Annotated in this window: 18 protein-coding genes; 10 read left to right on the top strand and 8 right to left on the bottom strand. The window is 57.7% G+C overall.

The window, feature by feature from the left end; genetic code table 11:
* Positions 1–37 precede the first annotated feature (37 nt).
* The gene (locus ACRZ95_RS00830) at positions 38–1,408 is read right to left on the bottom strand and encodes a class II 3-deoxy-7-phosphoheptulonate synthase (protein WP_170373710.1); all 1,371 of its coding nucleotides are present in this window, start codon (positions 1,406–1,408) and stop codon (positions 38–40) included.
* A 168-nt stretch (positions 1,409–1,576) separates the two neighbouring features.
* Here ACRZ95_RS00830 and ACRZ95_RS00825 point away from each other — a divergent pair, with 168 nt between their 5' ends.
* On the top strand, positions 1,577–2,581 hold the full coding sequence (locus ACRZ95_RS00825; RefSeq protein WP_170548735.1) for a GlxA family transcriptional regulator: 1,005 nt from the start codon (positions 1,577–1,579) through the stop codon (positions 2,579–2,581).
* 6 nt (positions 2,582–2,587) lie between these two features.
* Here the strand turns inward: ACRZ95_RS00825 and ACRZ95_RS00820 are convergent, their stop codons facing one another.
* On the bottom strand, positions 2,588–3,115 hold the full coding sequence (locus ACRZ95_RS00820; RefSeq protein ID WP_480554381.1) for a GNAT family N-acetyltransferase: 528 nt from the start codon (positions 3,113–3,115) through the stop codon (positions 2,588–2,590).
* A gap of 80 nt (positions 3,116–3,195) precedes the next feature.
* Positions 3,196–4,296, bottom strand: coding sequence for a PQQ-dependent sugar dehydrogenase (locus ACRZ95_RS00815; RefSeq protein ID WP_170676044.1), 1,101 nt, complete (start codon positions 4,294–4,296; stop codon positions 3,196–3,198).
* A 151-nt stretch (positions 4,297–4,447) separates the two neighbouring features.
* Here ACRZ95_RS00815 and ACRZ95_RS00810 point away from each other — a divergent pair, with 151 nt between their 5' ends.
* The 7 genes from ACRZ95_RS00810 (at position 4,448) to ACRZ95_RS00780 (ending at position 10,570) form a co-directional block, all read left to right on the top strand.
* Positions 4,448–5,629: an ABC transporter substrate-binding protein gene (locus ACRZ95_RS00810; protein ID WP_170458188.1), complete on the top strand. Its 1,182-nt coding sequence runs from the start codon at positions 4,448–4,450 to the stop codon at positions 5,627–5,629.
* 127 nt (positions 5,630–5,756) lie between these two features.
* Complete coding sequence (locus ACRZ95_RS00805; RefSeq protein WP_170458187.1) at positions 5,757–6,545, top strand: ABC transporter ATP-binding protein; 789 nt, start codon at positions 5,757–5,759, stop codon at positions 6,543–6,545.
* The gene (locus ACRZ95_RS00800) at positions 6,542–7,372 is read left to right on the top strand and encodes an ABC transporter ATP-binding protein (RefSeq protein WP_170676043.1); all 831 of its coding nucleotides are present in this window, start codon (positions 6,542–6,544) and stop codon (positions 7,370–7,372) included. The genes ACRZ95_RS00805 and ACRZ95_RS00800 overlap by 4 nt, the downstream gene beginning before the upstream one ends.
* Positions 7,373–7,385: 13 nt before the next feature.
* Positions 7,386–7,808 carry a hypothetical protein gene (locus ACRZ95_RS00795; RefSeq protein WP_170638715.1) on the top strand — a complete coding sequence of 141 codons (423 nt, stop codon included), beginning with the start codon at positions 7,386–7,388 and terminating at the stop codon, positions 7,806–7,808.
* Positions 7,808–8,818, top strand: coding sequence for a branched-chain amino acid ABC transporter permease (locus ACRZ95_RS00790; protein WP_170638716.1), 1,011 nt, complete (start codon positions 7,808–7,810; stop codon positions 8,816–8,818). The genes ACRZ95_RS00795 and ACRZ95_RS00790 overlap by 1 nt, the downstream gene beginning before the upstream one ends.
* Positions 8,815–10,128 (top strand): branched-chain amino acid ABC transporter permease, encoded by a 1,314-nt coding sequence (locus ACRZ95_RS00785; RefSeq protein WP_170676042.1) that lies wholly within the window; start codon positions 8,815–8,817, stop codon positions 10,126–10,128. The genes ACRZ95_RS00790 and ACRZ95_RS00785 overlap by 4 nt, the downstream gene beginning before the upstream one ends.
* A gap of 184 nt (positions 10,129–10,312) precedes the next feature.
* The gene (locus ACRZ95_RS00780; protein WP_425082780.1) at positions 10,313–10,570 is read left to right on the top strand and encodes a hypothetical protein; all 258 of its coding nucleotides are present in this window, start codon (positions 10,313–10,315) and stop codon (positions 10,568–10,570) included.
* A gap of 32 nt (positions 10,571–10,602) precedes the next feature.
* Here the strand turns inward: ACRZ95_RS00780 and ACRZ95_RS00775 are convergent, their stop codons facing one another.
* A complete protein-coding gene (locus ACRZ95_RS00775) occupies positions 10,603–12,150 on the bottom strand; it encodes a helicase HerA-like domain-containing protein (protein ID WP_170676041.1) in 1,548 nt (515 codons plus the stop codon).
* 447 nt (positions 12,151–12,597) lie between these two features.
* Here ACRZ95_RS00775 and ACRZ95_RS00770 point away from each other — a divergent pair, with 447 nt between their 5' ends.
* Positions 12,598–13,203 carry an invasion associated locus B family protein gene (locus tag ACRZ95_RS00770; RefSeq protein ID WP_170676040.1) on the top strand — a complete coding sequence of 202 codons (606 nt, stop codon included), beginning with the start codon at positions 12,598–12,600 and terminating at the stop codon, positions 13,201–13,203.
* Positions 13,204–13,260: 57 nt separating this feature from the next.
* Here ACRZ95_RS00770 and ACRZ95_RS00765 read toward each other — a convergent pair whose 3' ends face one another.
* From ACRZ95_RS00765 to ACRZ95_RS00750, 4 genes are read right to left on the bottom strand one after another with little or no spacing between them, the layout of a single operon-like run.
* A complete protein-coding gene (locus ACRZ95_RS00765; protein WP_170479505.1) occupies positions 13,261–14,469 on the bottom strand; it encodes a beta-ketoacyl-[acyl-carrier-protein] synthase family protein in 1,209 nt (402 codons plus the stop codon).
* A gap of 9 nt (positions 14,470–14,478) precedes the next feature.
* A complete protein-coding gene (locus ACRZ95_RS00760; protein WP_170373697.1) occupies positions 14,479–14,736 on the bottom strand; it encodes an acyl carrier protein in 258 nt (85 codons plus the stop codon).
* Between the two features lie 32 nt (positions 14,737–14,768).
* Positions 14,769–15,860 carry a UDP-3-O-(3-hydroxymyristoyl)glucosamine N-acyltransferase gene (lpxD, locus tag ACRZ95_RS00755; RefSeq protein ID WP_170676039.1) on the bottom strand — a complete coding sequence of 364 codons (1,092 nt, stop codon included), beginning with the start codon at positions 15,858–15,860 and terminating at the stop codon, positions 14,769–14,771.
* A gap of 37 nt (positions 15,861–15,897) precedes the next feature.
* Complete coding sequence (locus tag ACRZ95_RS00750) at positions 15,898–17,502, bottom strand: L,D-transpeptidase scaffold domain-containing protein (RefSeq protein ID WP_170676038.1); 1,605 nt, start codon at positions 17,500–17,502, stop codon at positions 15,898–15,900.
* 356 nt (positions 17,503–17,858) lie between these two features.
* On the opposite strand from ACRZ95_RS00750, the gene mepK reads away from it, so the two are divergent.
* The gene (gene mepK, locus ACRZ95_RS00745) at positions 17,859–18,428 is read left to right on the top strand and encodes a peptidoglycan L,D-endopeptidase MepK (protein ID WP_170676037.1); all 570 of its coding nucleotides are present in this window, start codon (positions 17,859–17,861) and stop codon (positions 18,426–18,428) included.
* Positions 18,429–18,511: the final 83 nt, after the last annotated feature.

The following is an 18,511-nucleotide window of genomic DNA, read 5'->3' as shown; positions in this document are numbered from 1 at the left end:
GGCTAAGGACCCGCCGTTTTCTTTGATTGATTGAACCTTAGCTTGCTTCGCGCTTGGTGCGGTCGCGGCGCAGGTTGGTCAGTTCTTCGGCGACCAGGAAGGCCAGTTCCAACGATTGCGACGCGTTCAAACGCGGGTCGCACGCCGTGTGGTACCGGTCCGAGAGGTCCTCTTCGGTCACGGCACGCACGCCGCCGGTGCATTCGGTGACGTCCAGACCGGTCATCTCGAAATGCACACCACCGGGGATGGTGCCTTCGGCCTGATGCACGCCAAAGAAGTCGCGCACTTCGCGCAGGACCGAATCGAACGGGCGAGTTTTGTACCCGGTGGCCGATTTGATCGTATTGCCGTGCATCGGGTCGCAGACCCAAGTGACCTTGGCGCCCTCTTCCTTGACCGCTTTGACCAGACGCGGCAGATGCTCACCTGCCTTGCCTGCACCGAAGCGGGCGATCAGGGTCAGACGACCCTCTTCGTTTTCGGGGTTCAGCTTGGACATCAGAACCTTGAGGTCTTCGGCCGTTGTGGTCGGGCCACATTTCAGACCGATCGGGTTCTGAACGCCACGGCAGAATTCCACATGCGCGCCGTCGGGCTGACGGGTGCGGTCGCCGATCCAGATCATGTGACCGGAACCTGCCAGCCAGTTGCCCGAAGTCGAATCCAGACGGGTCAGCGCCTCTTCATATTCCAGCAGCAGCCCTTCGTGGCTGGTGTAGAACTCAACGGTCGAGAACTCATGCGTTGTCTCAGCCGTGATGCCCGCCGCGCCCATGAAGTCGATCGTGTCCTGAATGCGGTCGGCGATCTCGGAGTATTTCTGAACGTCCTGTTCATCCGTGAAGCCCAGCGTCCAAGAATGCACACGGCTCATGTCGGCGAAACCACCGGTCGAGAACGCGCGCAGCAGGTTCAGCGTGGCGGCGGCCTGTGTGTAGGCCTGCAGCATCTTGGACGGATTCGGAATCCGCGCCTCGGGCGTGAAGTCCAGCTCGTTGATGATGTCGCCACGGTAGCTGGGCAGCTCAACGCCGTCCACAACCTCGGTCGGTGCGCTACGCGGTTTGGCAAACTGCCCAGCCATACGGCCCACTTTGACCACCGGCACCTTGGCGCCATAGGTCAAAACCATCGCCATTTGCAGCATCACTTTGAACGTGTCACGGATCGCATCCGCGCTGAATTGTTCAAAGCTTTCAGCACAATCCCCGCCCTGCAACAGGAAAGCCTCGCCGCGACCGGCGGCACCCAGATGTTGCTTGAGACGCCGCGCCTCACCGGCAAAGACCAGCGGGGGATACTGCGAAAGCTGCGCCTCGACTTTGGCCAGCGCGGCCGCGTCGGTATAGTCTGGCATCTGAACCCGGGGCTTGTTGCGCCAGTTCGATTTTTGCCATTCGGTCATAGCCTTGATCTCCGCTGATAGTATTCAGGTGGTCTCTATACAAAAAGCCGGGAAGAGAGACCATATCCGATTTGCGGCTCTTGACGTCGTAAACAAGCTTTGATCATGGTATCTGTCAAATCATGCGCGCCCAAGGCGCATCGGCCACCGAATCAAGGACAAAAACCCATGCAAGAACAACGCCAAGTTGTCAAAGTCGACGGTAACGTCGACAAGCCGATCAATTTTGTATTCGTCTTATTGGATGGATTTTCGCTTTTGTCCTTTGCGTCGGCTCTGGACAGCCTGCGCATTGCCAATCGTATGGCTGATAAGCCTGTCTATACGTGGTCTTTGATCGGTGAAGGTGGCGATACAATTACCTGCTCGGCAGGCACGACTTTCAAGCTGGATCAGGACCTGATTGAGCTGCAGCGTGATGACATCGTTCTGATCTGCGGCGGGGTCGAGGTAAAAACCGCAACCACCAAAAAGATTCTGAACTGGATGCGGCGCGAGGCCCGCAAGGGGCTGCGGATCGGTGGTTTGTGTACGGCAGCCTATTCGCTTGCCAAGGCGGGGCTGCTGGAGGGTAAGCGTGCGACGATCCACTGGGAGAACTCGGACAGCTTCATTGAAGAGTTCGACAATGTGGAACTGACCAAATCCGTGTTTCAGGTCGACGGCAACCGGATGACCACCGCGGGGGGCACCTCATCCATCGATCTTATGCTGAAGCTGATCGCGAATGACTATGGCGAGGGTCTGGCCAGCGCGGTGGCCGATCAGATGATCTATTCTTCGATCCGCACAGATCAGGACACACAGCGCTTGTCTACGCCCACCCGAATTGGGGTCCGGCATCCAAAGCTGAGCCAGGTCATTCTGATGATGGAAAAGAACATTGAAGAGCCGATCTCGCCTTCGATTCTGGCCAAGGATGTCGGCATGTCGACCCGTCAACTGGAGCGTCTGTTCCGTCGCTACCTGAGCCGCTCACCCAAGCGGTACTACATGGAGTTGCGGTTGCACAAAGCCCGCAACCTGCTGATGCAGACGGATATGAGCGTGATCAACGTAGCTCTGGCCTGCGGATTTGCCTCTCCGAGCCATTTCTCGAAATGCTACCGGGCGCATTACAACACCACGCCTTACCGTGAGCGTGGGGCTCAATCGGGGCGGCTGTCCGTCTGACGCGGGCTAAAGAGTTTTTGCAAAATAGTGCAGATGGGGCCTGAGCATGGGCTGATCCAGATAGGTCGTCGTCTCAATGGGTTCGGACATTTCGACAAATCCCAGTTTCGGATACAGGTCCCTCATTTCGACATTCGGAGTAAGCGTGTCAGCTACAAGGCGCTTTAACCCCAACGTGCGGGCTGCGTCTTCTCGGGCTTGCATCATGGCACGCCCCGCACCTGTGCCGCGGGCGGCTTCGGTCACGAACACGCGTTTCAATTCGCCGGTGTCCTGATTCAGGCGTTTCATCATGCCACAGCCGATGATCTTGCCCGCGCTGTCTCGCGCCAGAACCAGGCAACCGTTTGGCGGCAGATAGTCTTCTGAGTGTGCCCAAAACTCGGCCAGCGCGCTTTGCGGCGCAGCCGGATCGATGTTAAACCCCATGGCCGTCATGCGCTCTACGATCAACGCATAATATTGGGACAGGATGCCGTTCAACTCATCCTGATCTGGCAGCGTGTCACACATTTCAATCGAAAAGTCGCACAATGGACCGCACCCTCAGATGGTTTCTTGGCACAGGATCAAGCTCGGTTTCGCGGCAACAGTCAAGGAGGGCGAGTACAGATCTACCGATCCGGGGAAAGCCGGAAAACTGCGCCATTGCCTACGGAAATGAACCAGATCGACCCGTCTGGGGCCTCAACGATGTCCCGGACGCGTTCTGTTTCGGGACCTTTGATCTGCTCGACCTCGCGCAGTGAGTTGCCCTCCAGCCGCGCGATATAGTCAAACTTGAGCGATCCCACGAAGATGTCGCCCCTCCATTCCGGCCAGAGCGCACCGGAATAGACCATCAAGCCCGAGGGCGCGATGGAGGGGTCCCAATAGTGGCGCGGCTGTTCCATCCCTTCTTTGGCAGTGCCTTCGCCTATCGTCTTGCCCGAGTAGTGCTTGCCATAGGAAATGACTGGCCAACCGTAATTTAGCCCCGGTTGCACGAGGTTAACCTCGTCCCCTCCGCGCGCGCCATGCTCGGATGTCCAAAGACGCCCCTGCGCATCCAGATCGGCACCCTGAGGATTGCGGTGCCCGTAGGACCAGATCTCGGGCCGAATATCCGCCTGCCCGACAAACGGGTTGTCTGCAGGAACCGAGCCATCCCGATTGATGCGGATAATCGATCCGATTGGGTTTGAGCGGTCCTGAGCCTGCGGCCGATCCCCCCGATCCCCGATGGTGACAAACAAACTGCCGTCCTCTGCCTCAACCACCCGAGAGCCAAAGTGACGCCCGCCCGAGCCTCCGGGCGTTGCCTCAAACAGGATGCGCGTGTTGGTCAGGCGCTTGCCGTTCTCCGACAGTCGCGCGACGGCCAGCGCGGTGCCAGCTCCAGTGCTCTGAGGTTTCGAGAAGGTCAGAAAAACCTCGCGCGTCTGTGGGAAGTCCCTCGCGATGGTCACGTCCAGCAAGCCGCCCTGCCCTCTGGCGGCCACTTTCGGAACCCCCTTCACTTTTTGAGATTTCCCGTCCGACACATAAAGCACATCGCCATCCCGTTCGGTCACCAGAAACGATCCATCGGGCAGGATGCCGACGGCCCAGGGCGCATCCAGTCCCTCGATCATCGGCTCGATCTGAACCGTACCTTGGGATGTCTCAAGCTCCTCAGCGCAGGCGAGACCTGTGCTGATCATCAAGGCAAGAATCGCAAAGGGTTTGAGCGTCATGGGTCTTCCTTTCGGACTGACAGCGTTATCACCATGAGAACAAATAGGATTATGGAGCGTAAAAACACGATTGCGTTAGGACTTTTCTTTTCCGGATTGCTTGCCTAGGGTCATGCGCAGAACGAATACGTTCACAATAGGGAGTAACCATATGAAAAAGCTGCTGACTGCAACTGCAGCCTCCGCTCTGCTGGCGGGTACCGCAATGGCCGAAGACGTCAAGCTGGGCGTTCTGTTCGGCTTCACCGGCCCGATTGAATCGCTGGCACCTGCCATGGGTTCGGGCGCCGAGATGGCGATGGCCGAAGTCACCGAATCCGGCAAGCTGCTGGACGGAGCAACCGTGACTGCAACCCGCGCAGATACCGGCTGTATCGACAACGGCCTGTCCACGTCGAACGGCGAGCGCATGATCGCTGACGGCGTTGCTGGCATCATCGGCGGTGACTGCTCGGGCGTGACTGGCGCGATCCTGCAGAACGTCGCGATTCCGAACGGCATGGTGATGATCTCGCCATCGGCCACCTCGCCCGGTCTGTCGACCATGGAAGACAATGGCCTGTTCTTCCGTACCGCGCCATCGGATGCGCGTGAAGGTCAGGTGATGGCCGACATCCTGAACGATCGCGGGATCAGCTCGATCGCTCTGACCTACACCAACAACGACTACGGCAAGGGTCTGGCGGATGCGATCCAGTCCTCGTTCGAGGCTTCGGGTGGTGAAGTGACCATCGTCGCAGCCCACGAAGACGGCAAGGCCGACTACTCGGCCGAAGTTGGTGCGTTGGCCTCGGCCGGTGGCGACATTCTGGTCGTTGCGGGCTACCTGGACCAAGGTGGTCTGGGCATCATCCAGTCGGCTCTGGACAGCGGTGCGTTTGACACGTTCGGTCTGCCCGGCGGCATGATCGGTGACTCGCTGCCTGCCAATGTCGGTCCAGACCTGAACGGCTCGTTCGGTCAGATTGCTGGCTCGGGTGGTGAAGGTGCTGAGAAGTACTTTGCCATGGCCGAAGCTGCAGGTTTCGACGGCTCGTCGCCCTACTCGCCTGAATCCTATGACGCCGCTGCCTTGTTCATGCTGGCCATGCAGGCCGCAGGTTCGACCAACCCAGCGGACTATGGCTCCAAGATCATGGACGTCGCCAACGAACCTGGTGAGAAGATCTATCCGGGTGAGCTGGCCAAGGGTCTGGAACTGCTCGCTGCCGGTCAGGAGATCGACTATGTCGGTGCCTCCGGTGTTGAGTTGATCGGCCCCGGTGAAAGCGCAGGATCCTACCGTGAGATCGAAGTCACCGACGGCGAGAACAAAACCGTCAACTTCCGTTGATCCAAGTTTATCAGTCATAAAAACAAGCAGCCCGGGCCTTGTGTCCGGGCTGTTTCAATGACAAAAGCCCGCACCATTCGCACAGGGATGTGGCAACAACGCCGGAAAACGGCGGCTAGGGGAAAAAATGATCGTCGTCGAAGACGTGCATAAGCATTTCGGCGGGTTTCATGCGGTGGACGGGGCATCGCTGGAAATCCAAAAGGGCTCGATCACCGGTCTGATCGGACCGAACGGGGCCGGAAAAACCACTTTGTTCAATGTGATCGCGGGTGTCTTGCCTCCAACCAGCGGCAAGGTGGTGATGGATGGTGAGGATATCACCGGCCTGCCCCCGCATGAGCTGTTTCACAAGGGCCTGCTGCGTACCTTCCAGATCGCGCATGAGTTCTCGTCAATGACCTGCCGCGAGAACCTGATGATGGTGCCCGGCGCGCAATCCGGGGAATCGCTTTGGAACACATGGTTCGGTCGCAAACGGATTGCTGATGAGGAACGCGCGCTTCGGGCCAAGGCTGATGAGGTACTGGAGTTCCTGACAATCGAGCATCTGGCCGACCATAAGGCGGGTCAGGTCTCGGGTGGACAGAAGAAGTTGCTGGAGCTTGGTCGCACCATGATGGTCGACGCCAAGATCGTGTTTCTGGATGAGGTTGGCGCGGGTGTGAACCGTACCCTGCTGATGACCATTGGCGACACGATCCTGCGTCTGAACAAGGAACGTGGCTATACTTTCGTCGTCATCGAGCATGACATGGATTTCATCGGCAAAATCTGCGATCCGGTCATCTGTATGGCCGAGGGCAAGGTGCTGGCCGAGGGAACCCTGGACGAGATCAAAGCCAATGAACACGTGATCGAGGCCTATCTGGGCACCGGCCTGAAAAACAAAGACAAGCTGGAGGCCGGGGCGTGAGCGATAATCCTTATCACGACGACAAAGGCAACAAGGACGCGTCGATCACGAACACGCATGGCGTCGGCATCATGACCCCGGCCCATCGCAAAAGCGGCGCGACACAAAAGGTCGATGGTGGGCCATTTCTGATCGGCGACACGATGACGGGTGGCTACGGCAAGGGGCCGGACATTCTGCACGACTGCACCATCGCCGTCGACCGGGGCGAGATTGCGGTCATCGTCGGGCCCAATGGTGCGGGCAAGTCCACTGCGATGAAGGCCGTATTCGGCATGCTGGATGTGCGCTCGGGCGCGGTTCGGTTGGACGGCGAGGATATCACCGCGCTTACGCCGCAGGATCGGGTAATGCGTGGGATGGGTTTTGTGCCGCAGACTTCAAACATCTTCACCTCGATGACGGTGGAAGAGAACCTTGAGATGGGTGCCTTTATCCGCCGAGACGATTTCTCGGACACGATGGAGCAGGTCTATGAGCTGTTCCCCATCCTGCGCGACAAACGCCATCAGGCGGCCGGAGAACTGTCAGGCGGTCAGCGCCAGCAGGTCGCCGTGGGCCGCGCTTTGATGACTCAGCCGAAAGTGCTGATGCTGGATGAACCGACTGCCGGTGTTTCGCCCATCGTGATGGATGAGTTGTTTGATCGGATCATCGAGGTCTCGCGCACCGGGTTGCCGATCCTGATGGTCGAACAGAATGCCCGTCAGGCCTTGGAGATCGCGGACAAGGGATATGTGCTGGTTCAGGGGCGGAACGCCTATACCGGTACGGGCAAGGAACTTCTGGCCGATCCCGAAGTGCGTAAGAGTTTCTTGGGGGGGTGAGGTGAGGTCCGCAATGACGATCGCATTTGCCTCAATGTGCAGTACGGCTTGGGCGGCGCCATGCATTCTACAAGAGGCCTGCGCAGGCGTGCAAAACTGTGAAGGTGGGGAACTCATGCTTGAGCTGTTAGGCACCCCGCCCGAGCTTATAGAAAGTAACTATGGTGACTTTTCAGTCGATCAGATCGCCAAGGCCGGTGATATCACCTCCAAAATTGGCTTGTCTGATGGGCAAGAGTGGACGGCCGTTTCACGAAGCGACTTGCTGACGGCGTCCCGGATCGAAGACGAAAAACATGAGTATATGTATGTGACCAAGACTTCGACCACCGATCTAACCGTGACCTTATTAACCCAACCGCTGCGTTATGCCGACTATACGAAAGCTAACAACGGACGACGCGCGTTCTCTGGTAAATGCGAGCAGGAGTTTTAATGGACTTCCTCAACGCCCTTGTGGCGCTTTCCAACTTCGTCCTTGTTCCCGCAATCGCCTATGGCAGCCAGTTGGCGCTGGGTGCTTTGGGGGTGACGCTGATCTATGGCATCCTACGGTTCTCGAACTTTGCTCATGGCGACACCATGGCCTTTGGCGCTATGATTGCGGTTCTGGTCACGTGGGGTTTGCAAGCAGCAGGGGTCAGTTTCGGGCCGTTGCCGACGGCTCTGCTCGCCCTGCCCTTTGCCATTTTGGGCTGTATCGTTTTGGTGCTGATCACCGACCGGCTGGTTTATCGCTTCTACCGCGAACAAAAGGCCAAACCGGTCATTCTGGTGATCGTGTCCATGGGCGTGATGTTCATCATGAACGGCATCGTCCGCTTCATCATCGGGCCGGATGATCAGAGGTTCTCCGACGGCGCGCGGTTCTTGATCAAGGCGCGGGATTTCAAAGAATGGACCGGGCTGAACGAAGGGCTCGCGATCAAGACCTCTCAGGCCATCACGGTCGTTGTGGCGGTGATCGCCGTGGCCGCTCTGTTCTGGTTTTTGAACAAAACCCGGACCGGCAAATCGATGCGCGCCTATTCGGATAATGAGGATCTGGCGCTTCTGTCCGGCATCAACCCCGAGCGTGTAGTGATGATCACCTGGATCATCGTGGCCGCACTGGCGACCACGGCGGGCGTGCTTTATGGCCTCGACAAGAGCTTCAAACCCTTCGTCTATTTTCAGCTTCTGCTGCCGATTTTTGCCTCGGCCATTGTCGGAGGCTTGGGCAACCCCCTGGGTGCGATCGCGGGTGGGTTCATTATTGCGTTTTCCGAAGTGACCATCACCTACGCCTGGAAGAAGGTGTTGACCTATCTGGCTCCGGAAAATCTGGAACCGTCAGGATTGGTTCAGTTCCTCTCTACCGATTACAAATTCGCCGTCAGCTTTGCCATCCTGCTGATTGTGCTTCTGTTTAAGCCCACGGGCCTGTTCAAAGGAAAATCGGTATGAGCGAGGTTACCAAGAACACCCTGCTTTTCGTCACTGTTGGCGCGCTGATCCTTTTGACCGGCTTCACGCAAAGCTGGAACGCGGCAATCCTGATCCTGAACATGGGGTTGATCTCGGCCATCATGTCGATCGGTGTGAACCTGCAATGGGGCTTTGCGGGCCTGTTTAACGTCGGCGTCATGGGCTTTGTGGCTTTGGGTGGGCTGGCGGTCGTCTTGATCTCAACCCCGCCAACGCCCAGAGCATGGTCCGAGGGCGGCTATGGCGTCATCCTGGCGCTTCTTCTGGGGGCCGCGACCGTTGTTGCGACCGTCATGGTGGCGCAGAAGATGCCGAAAGGGCGCGCGCGGACGCTGGCTATCGTCGGAATCCTCATCGTCGGATTCTTTGTGTACCGTGCGATCTTTGATCCGAACGTTGCCGCGATTGAGGCAATTGATCCAGCCGTTGCCGGCAATATCGGTGGTCTGAACCTGCCGGTTTTGCTCGCCTGGCCTGCAGGAGGGCTACTGGCCGCAGGTGCCGCATGGCTGATCGGCAAGACGGCTCTGGGTTTGCGCTCGGATTATCTGGCGATTGCGACACTTGGTATTGCCGAGATCATTATTGCCGTCATGAAGAACGAGGACTGGCTGGCCCGTGGCGTCAAGAATGTCTATGGCATCCCGCGCCCCTCGCCCGTGGTGGGCTATGAGGTTGAGCTGCAGCAAAACCCCTCGTTCCTTGCGCGGGCGGATTGGCTGGGGCTTGATCCGGTGATCGCCTCGACCCTTTCGGTCAAGCTGGGTTATTCGCTGCTGTTCCTGATCGTTCTATTAGTGCTGCTCTGGATGGCGCAGATGGCGCTGAAAAGCCCATGGGGCCGGATGATGCGCGCCATTCGCGACAATGAGGTCGCAGCTGAGGCGATGGGTAAAGATGTCACCCGCCGCCACCTACAAATATTTGTGCTTGGCTCTGCCATTTGCGGTATCGCGGGCGCGATGATGACTACGCTGGACGGTCAGCTGACGCCGGGTACCTACAACCCCCTGCGGTTCACCTTCCTTGTCTGGGTGATGGTGATTGTCGGTGGCTCTGGCAACAATTTCGGCGCCGTGCTGGGTGCGTTCCTGATCTGGTTCCTGTGGGTCCAGGTCGAGCCGATGGGCCTTTGGCTGATGAACCTGATTACCTCGGGCATGCCCGACGGCAGCGCGCTGAAGGCGCATCTGATCGAAAGTGCTGCGCATATGCGCTTGTTTACGATGGGTCTGGTTTTGCTGATTGTTCTCAGATTCAGCCCCCGAGGGCTGATCCCCGAGCAATAAACCCAACACAATCACAATACAGAAGCCGCGCCCCTCAACCGGCGCGGCTTCTTGATTTTTAAAGAGGTTTCTGAGTACACGAGACTACCGCTCGTTGTTCGGACTTTTGGGGTCCGGCCCATGCTCAGAAGAAACCCGACCGATCTCTACGATCATTCGCACTCAATTGATGAGAGTATCAGACTTGACCAAGAAAACACTGATCACCAAAGCCGTTGTCATGCTGCCGGTTCTGGCCGCGCTGACGGCCTGTATTCCGTCGCCCGAAGACCTTGAGACCACTCCTGTTCAGGTCAACACTCCGCAGGGCGTCGTGACCTGTCAGCTTTACCGTCATGATCGCGTGACCTGGGACCGCGCGATTGATTTCCCAGCCACTAAGATGTCGGTGAAGCAGGCCGATGCATATTGCCGTCAGGAAGGCCAGCGCCGCTTGAAGTAAGCCGGTTGGCGCCCTGTGCTGGGCGCCTCCGATCAGCGATTTCGGAACAACCCGCCTAGAATTCCCCGCACGATGCGACGGCCGGTTGTTCCCTTCAGCTCTTTAATGACGGCCTCACTCATAGCCGTTGCAAAAGTGTCTTTCTTACGCACTACCCGAGACGTTGAGCGCCCAACCCGGCTACCTGAATACCGGCGCGCCGAGCTATATTCGCGCTCCATCGGGGTTTGTTGTTCGATGATCTCTTCCGCCTCTGCGGCCTCGGCCTCTTTGGCGGCAGCCTCCGCACGGGCTTGCAGGATTTCAAAGGCCGATTTGCGATCGACCAGCGTGTCATATTTCGCCGCCATCGGTGAGGCTTGCAGAATACCCTGACGCTCAGATCCCGAAATTGGGCCAAGCTGCGATCCCGGTGGGCGAATCAAAGTCCGCTCGACAATTCCCGGCACGCCTTTTTTCTGCAGCATTGAGGTTACGGCCTCACCAACCCCAACCTCTCGGATCGCGGCCTCGGTATCGAAGGCAGGATTCTCGCGGTAGGTTTCCGCCGCCATACGAAGGCTCTTGCGGTCCCGCGCGGTGAAGGCGCGCAGCGCATGCTGTACCCGGTTGCCCAACTGCCCCAGAATATCCTCGGGAATGTCAGCGGGGTTCTGCGTGATGAAATACACCCCAACACCCTTGGAGCGGATGAGGCGCGCGACCTGCTCGACCTTGTCGACCAGTACCTTGGGCGCATCATCAAACAGAAGGTGCGCTTCGTCGAAAAAGAAGACCAGCTTGGGCTTTTCCGGATCGCCGACCTCTGGCAGTTCCTCGAACAGCTCACTCAGCAGCCACAACAGGAACGTGGCATAAAGTCGAGGCGCGCCCATCAGCTTGTCCGAGGCCAGTATGTTCACCATCCCCTGACCGTTTTCATCCGTTCGCATGAGATCGGCCAGATCCAGCGCGGGTTCTCCGAACAATTTGGTGCCACCTTGGTTTTCCAATACCAAAAGACGGCGTTGAATGGCTCCGATAGAGGCCGTTGAGACATTGCCGTAGCGCAGCGACAGCTGCGCCCTATTCTCACCGATCCACACAAGAAGCGCCTGCAGGTCTTTGAGATCCAGCAGCGGCATCCCTTCTTCATCGGCGACCCGGAACGCGATATTAAGAATCCCCTCCTGCGCTTCGCTCAGTTCCATAAGGCGCGACAACAGCAGAGGGCCCATTTCTGTTACCGTGGTTCGAACCGGATGCCCCTGTTCGCCGAACAGATCCCAGAACGTGACCGGACATGCGGCGTAGGAGAAATCAGAAAAGCCGATCCGTTCCGCGCGCTCGGTAAACGCCTGATGCAACTTATGGGTTGCGCTGCCTGCCAGAGCCAAGCCGGACAGGTCTCCTTTGACGTCCGATAGGAAAACAGGCACGCCCGCTTGCGAAAAACCTTCGGCCAGGATCTGGAGAGTGACCGTCTTGCCCGTCCCCGTGGCCCCTGCGATCAGCCCGTGGCGGTTTGCATATTTCAGCGTCAAACCCTGAGGCGTTCCGTATTCGTCACCCGCACCGCCCAGAAAAATCTCTTTACCCATGTAATTGCAGCCTTTTTTCTCTGATCCGCAACCAGCATACAAACTTAACCTTTGGCTGCCATAGTCTATTCGTTCCCTTTGTAGCCCCTGGTTGCGAAGGGGACACTTCCTCCCTGTCGACTGGCCGTGCCTTCGGGCACGGCTTTTTTCATGGAAGTGGGCGAATAAAACTGTGCTGATTAGTGCATTAAATTTTTCTGTTAGCGGTTGACCCCTGCTCCCCCCTTTCGTAACGTCTGCACATAACTAAGTCGGCCAGTCCGACGGGGAGAAAAATTTTGGGAAGAGGGCTGCTCCACCAGCCCTCTTTTCTTTTGCCTGTATTGGTCCTTGAGCGGGGTTTGGCCCAAGAAAGCAGTCACAATGATATCGGTTATTCGGTTAGCGACTGACAGCCGCAGCGAAGGATGCTAGATGAGGCAAAACAAACAGCAAACCGAGGCATTCATGTTCAAGAAACTCCTCTCGTTTAATACTCTGGCAGCCGTTCTGATGAGCGGAGCGGTTAGCGCGCAGGAAACGACTTCCGAAGGCACGACCACTGAAGGCACTGGGGCCGATGCGGGCGCGGGCCTCGATTTGGGCCAATCCGGCCCGCGTGTGGGTGAGCAATTTGTCAAAGAAGAATCCGGCGATTGGGATGTCTCCTGCATCAAGGCACCGGAAGGCGAAGACCCTTGTGCGATCGTTCAGGTTCTGAACGGCCCTCAGGGTGATCCGATTGCAGAAGTGTCCATCGGCAAGCTGCCCGAAGGCGGAGCGGCTGTTGCATGGGCCAATGTGATCGTACCGTTGGAGACCCTGCTACAAGCGCAACTGGCCCTGTCGATCGACGGCGCACCGCGCAAGCTTTACAACTACCACCATTGTCTGCCTGTTGGCTGTGTCGCGCAGCTGGGCCTCAGCCAGGGTGACATTGACGCGATGAAAGCGGGCAGCAAAGCGACCTTCTCGCTGGTTCCCGCGCGCTTCCCCGATCAGGTTATAACAATGGATATGTCCCTGTCGGGCTTCACTTCGGGCTTTGACGGGCTGGCCGTTAACGTCAACTAAGTCAGCTGCGAATAGAGATCGCCGCCGCAGCTTTGTGGCGGCGATTTTCTTTGCGGCTCAGACGCTCTTGAGCGCCAAGACCGCATTCAACCCGCCAAACGCAAACGCATTGCTGAGCGCCACGTCGACCTTAGCTTCACGCGCGACGTTTGGCACCACGTCCAGCGCACATTCCGGGTCAGGTTCTTCATAACCGATGGTGGGCGCGATAACGCCGTCCCGCAGCGCCATGATGCAGGCCAAAAGCTCCACCGCTCCGGTGCCTCCGATCAAGTGGCCGTGCATGGATTTCGTCGATGAGATCATCAGATCATCCGCATGCGGTCCAAACACATCCGCCACGGCGGCGCATTCTGTTTTGTCATTCGCCGCAGTGCCTGTGCCATGCGCGTTGATATAGCACACATCGCTGGCGTTCAGCTTGGCATCCGCCAACGCGCCGGCCATCGCTCGTGCGGCACCCTGCTTGCTGGGCATCACGATATCGGACGCATCCGAGGACATGGCGAATCCCACAACCTCACACAGGATATCTGCGCCGCGGGCGCGGGCATGTTCGTATTCCTCGAACACAAAGACACCGGCACCCTCGCCCTGCACCATCCCGTTGCGGTTGGCGCTAAAGGGGCGGCAGGCATCCTTCGACATCACGCGCAGACCTTCCCAGGCCTTTACACCGCCGAAACACAGCATGGATTCCGATCCACCCGTGATCATCGCAGGCGCGGCTCCGCTGCGCACCATCTGAAACGCCTGTGCCATGGCATGGTTCGAGGATGCACAGGCCGTCGAAACGGTAAAGCTGGGACCTTTGAGGTTGTGCTCCATTGAGACATGGCTGGCCGCCGCGTTATTCATCAGCTTGGGCACCACAAAGGGATGTACCCGGTTCTTACCGTCTTCATAGACCGAGCGGTAATTGTCATCCCAGGTCGAGACACCTCCGCCCGCCGTGCCCAGAACTACGCCGGAACGCGCCGCGAGCTCGCCGTGGAACTGAATGCCCGACTGGTCGATCGCTTCCTTCGCGGCTGTCAGAGTGAACTGCGTGAACCGATCATAGAGAGACATCTGCTGTCGGTTAAAGCGCCCTTCGGCTTCGAACCCCCGCACTTGACCGCCGATCTTGATCGCCAGACGGTCAACATCGCGGAATTCCAGATCCGAGATACCGCAACGCCCTTCGCGCATGGCCTCGAGCGTGTCGGGGACCGAATGACCCAGCGAGTTGATGGTGCCCGCCCCGGTAATGACAACCCGTTTCATTGTTTCGGGTCAGACCTTTTCCGACACAAGCTGTTCGATGCCGGCAATGATCGCGGCCACGTTCGAGATGTCGAAATCGTTGGCCTCGGGCTCATTGGCGTTAAAGGGAACCGAGATGTCGAACTCTTCCTCGATGGCAAAGATGCTTTCGACCAAACCCAGGCTGTCGATGCCCAAATCCGCAAGTGTGCTGTCGGGTGTGACATCCGATGGCTCCAGAACGGCCTGCTCTGCAATGATTGCGATGACGCGGTCGCTGATGCTCATGTTGATCCCCTGGCTATCAATCTGAGGATGATTTAATCGCTCGGAGACTGTTTGAAAACAGCCTTTTTCAATGCCTCGACGTCGCGAGCCATGCGCGGCAAGCGGCGTTGTGCCTTGTAGATCTCAGTATGGGTTTCCATCTTGACGCTCGGATAGCCCATGATCACACGGCCAGCTGGCACGTTAGACAGGATCTTGGTTGCGCCCCCCGCGATCACGCCATCGCCAATGAAGATATTGTCAGCCACGCCGGTTTGACCGCCAAGAACCACGTTGTTTCCCACATCGACTGAGCCAGACAATCCACTTTGACCGCACAGCAGACAATCGCGCCCGATGCGCGTGTTGTGACCCACATGCACAAGGTTATCGAGCTTCGAACCATCGCCAATTCGCGTGTTTCGGATCGTACCATTGTCGATCGTGCAGTTAGAGCCGACCTCGACATCGTCCCCGATTTCCACTGCGCCAAGAGAATGGATGCGCAGCCAGCTTTGCGCTTTCGCATCGCCCTGGTCGCCCAACGTCTTGCGCGCGTTTTCAACACCTGAAATCTCAGGAGTAACAAAGCTGAACCCGTCGGAACCAATACGCGCGCCGGGTTGGGCGATGAAGCGGTCTCCGATTTGCGCACGCGCACCGATGCTGACCATTTCGCGGAGATGGGCTTGCTCACCCAACACCACGTCCATTCCGATTGTACAGTGCGGACCGATCACCGATCCCGAGCCAATCTTCGCCCGCGCGCCGATAACGGCCAGCGGGCCGATCGAAACGCCCTCACCAATCTCGGCCGCCGGGTCGATCACAGCCGAGGGGTGAACACCCGGTTCAACACCCTGCCCCCGGTCCAGCATTGTCGTGATACCAGCCATCGCCATGCGGGGGCGCGTAACAAAGATCGCAGCGCGCAGGCCCATTGCTTGCCAATCCGCGCCTTCCCACAGCATTGCCGCGCGGGCCTCACCGCCCGAAAGCGTTTCGGCATATTTGGGGGACATTGCCATCGCCAGATCGGTTGGTCCGGCATCACCCGGTTCAGCGGCCCGCAGAATTGTCAGGTCTGTTTCACCCTGACACTCGGCCCCAAGGCTTTCGGCGATCTGTTGGATGGTGAACTGCATAGCGGGCGTCCTCTTGGGCAGGATTTACCCTGAGTGCTTACCCCTGAACGTCCGGCAGGGCCACCCCTGCCTTTTGCAGCGCGTCCCAAATTTTGGCATCGCGGTTATAGACGTCACGGCGATACTGAACCTCACCCTTCGGGCCGATATAGGCGGTGCGATAGATCAGGTGGACGGGCACTTTCTTGTCCAACTTCACCGTCGTTTCTTTGCCGGTATTCAATACACGGTGGAAGAACGCCTTGGGGTCCTCTTCCTGTTTGGACAGCAGCGCATAGGCGAACTCGAAAGGTTGCGCCAGGCGGATGCACCCGTGCGAGAACGCCCGAACCTCACGCGCAAACAGAGATTTCTGAGGCGTATCATGTAGATAGATGTTGTACTTGTTAGGGAACATGAACTTCACCAGCCCTAGCGCATTGCTTTTGCTAGGGGGCTGACGCATCGCGAACGGGAAGTTGCGTGCGGTAAACTGGGTGAAGTCGACAGCTCCTCGATTGACCTGACGACCACTGCGGTCCGTGATCTGGATATGGCCCACCGCGTTCGGGTTCGATTGCAGTTTCGGCAGGTATTCCTTGGTGATGATCGAGCGTGGCACATACCAGCTGGGATTGATCACCATATGCTCCATCTCATCCGAGAATTCCGGGCTGCGGCGATCATGTACGTTTTTGCCGATCACGGCGCGGGTCTCGAACGTGACCAGCCCGTCATCCACGATCTTTGCCGAGAAGTCGGCCTGATTGACCAATACATGCCGCTCGCCCCGTTCCCGCGGCAGCCAGCGCTCCCGCTCCAAGGCGACATAGACGGCCTTTAAACGGTCCGAAGCCGGTCGGTTCAGCTCGGTGATGGTGCCTTGTCCGGCCACACCGTCCGATTCCAGTCCGTGTGCCGTTTGGAACGCCTGAACGGCCGCAAGCAGGGCGTCATCAAACTCCGGGCTGGCAGTGGGTTTTAGGTAACCCATCGCAACTAGCCGGTTGCGCAGTTTGATCACATTCGGACCGGTATCGCCGTATTCCAGTTTAGAGACCGGAACAGTCGGCCCCCACCCGCCCTGACGAATCAGGCTCTCCAACGCGATCTTTTGCTTCATCAAAGCGCGATATTGGGCAGTCTGCGGGATCAGAGTTTCAAAATACGCCGCACCCTGGGTGTTCAGCGCCTCAAGATGTTGGTTTGCATCGAGGCGTTTAACCTTGCGCACAAGACCATCGTCAATACTGGCGGGCCGCAAGGCGCCGGAATAGATGTCATCTGCATAGCTCAGGAAGATACGCGTCAACTGAGCCTCGACCGTGCCCAAATCGCGAACCGAACGTGCCTCAGCCATCTGATCGACCAAGGCCTGCACGTCATACGCGGCGGGCAATCCATGGCGCTCGGTCTCGGACAGGGCTTTGATCAACGCTGCGCGGCGTTTTGCGTGTTCCCGCGTATCGCCGACCCACAGAGGGGTAAAGCCATTGCTGCGGTAAAATTCCGAAATCTGATCAGAGGCAGAGGTATTTTCGACAACCGCCATCCGAAATGCCGTGTTTGAACCCTCGCCTGATGACGCGTTCGCGATGGATGCCGTCGCCAGAAAAAAGGCGGTGAAAACAAAACTGGTACTGGTCCGAAACACTGAGAGCATGGGATGGCCTTGGTTCTTCAATAACTTATGCGATGTCTGCCGGAGCTTTATTTATATATGGTTTTCAGCCATTGGGCTTGTCTATTCACAAATACCTTACCTATTTTCTTCTTTTGCGCCCTGATGCGCGTTTGCATCTACCCGATGCCGAAAACACTCAGTTGCTCAATAAAATGACTCATTTGCATCACCTGCGCAAAAAACTGCCGAAAATTCCCCCTAACAAGGGTGCATTCCAAAGACTTCTTGGCCGACGATTCCAACTGTGCCATACATTCGCCATCTGGGATGGGAAAATATTAAGACAGCGCGCGTAACATCGTGCGCAGGCAGGAACAGTACGGGACGAAACAAAAATGACCAAGAGCAGTACTTCGGGCATTACCCGTCGTGCCCTTCTGGGCGCATTCGCGGCAACGGCCGTGGCGGCAGCACCGACTTTTTCCAACGCAGCAGGTTTCCTTCGTGGCGGTGGTGATATCCGCCGGATTCGCATGTATTCCGGTCGCACGGGTGAGCGGATTGACATGGTTTACTGGGTTGACGGCAAATACATCAAAGACGCCGTGAAAGAAGTGAATCATTTCATGCGTGACTGGCGGACTGATCAGTCGAAAGCGATGGATCTGCGTACAATCGACATCATGGCGGCGTCTCACAACCTTTTGGATGCTGATGAGCCCTATATGCTCCTTTCGGGGTATCGCTCGCCACAAACCAACGCCATGCTGCGGTCCAAATCGCGCCGGGTGGCGCGGAACTCGCTTCACATGCAGGGACAGGCGGCTGACCTGCGCCTCGCATCCCGCTCGGTTTCGCAGATGGCCAAAGCGGCCATGTCCTGTCGTGCAGGCGGTGTTGGACAATACTACCGCTCGAACTTCGTCCACATGGATTGCGGCGTCGTTCGTAGTTGGCGCGGCTAAGCGGGCTCTCGTTTACTGAGATGTATATGGCAGGCCATTAGGTCTGCCTGAGTGTTGTTGCAAAACTCGAATTCTGCTGGAAC

The sequence above is a fragment of the Ruegeria sp. AI3 genome (genome assembly GCF_056541245.1).
This window is presented reverse-complemented; position numbering and strand designations above follow the sequence as displayed.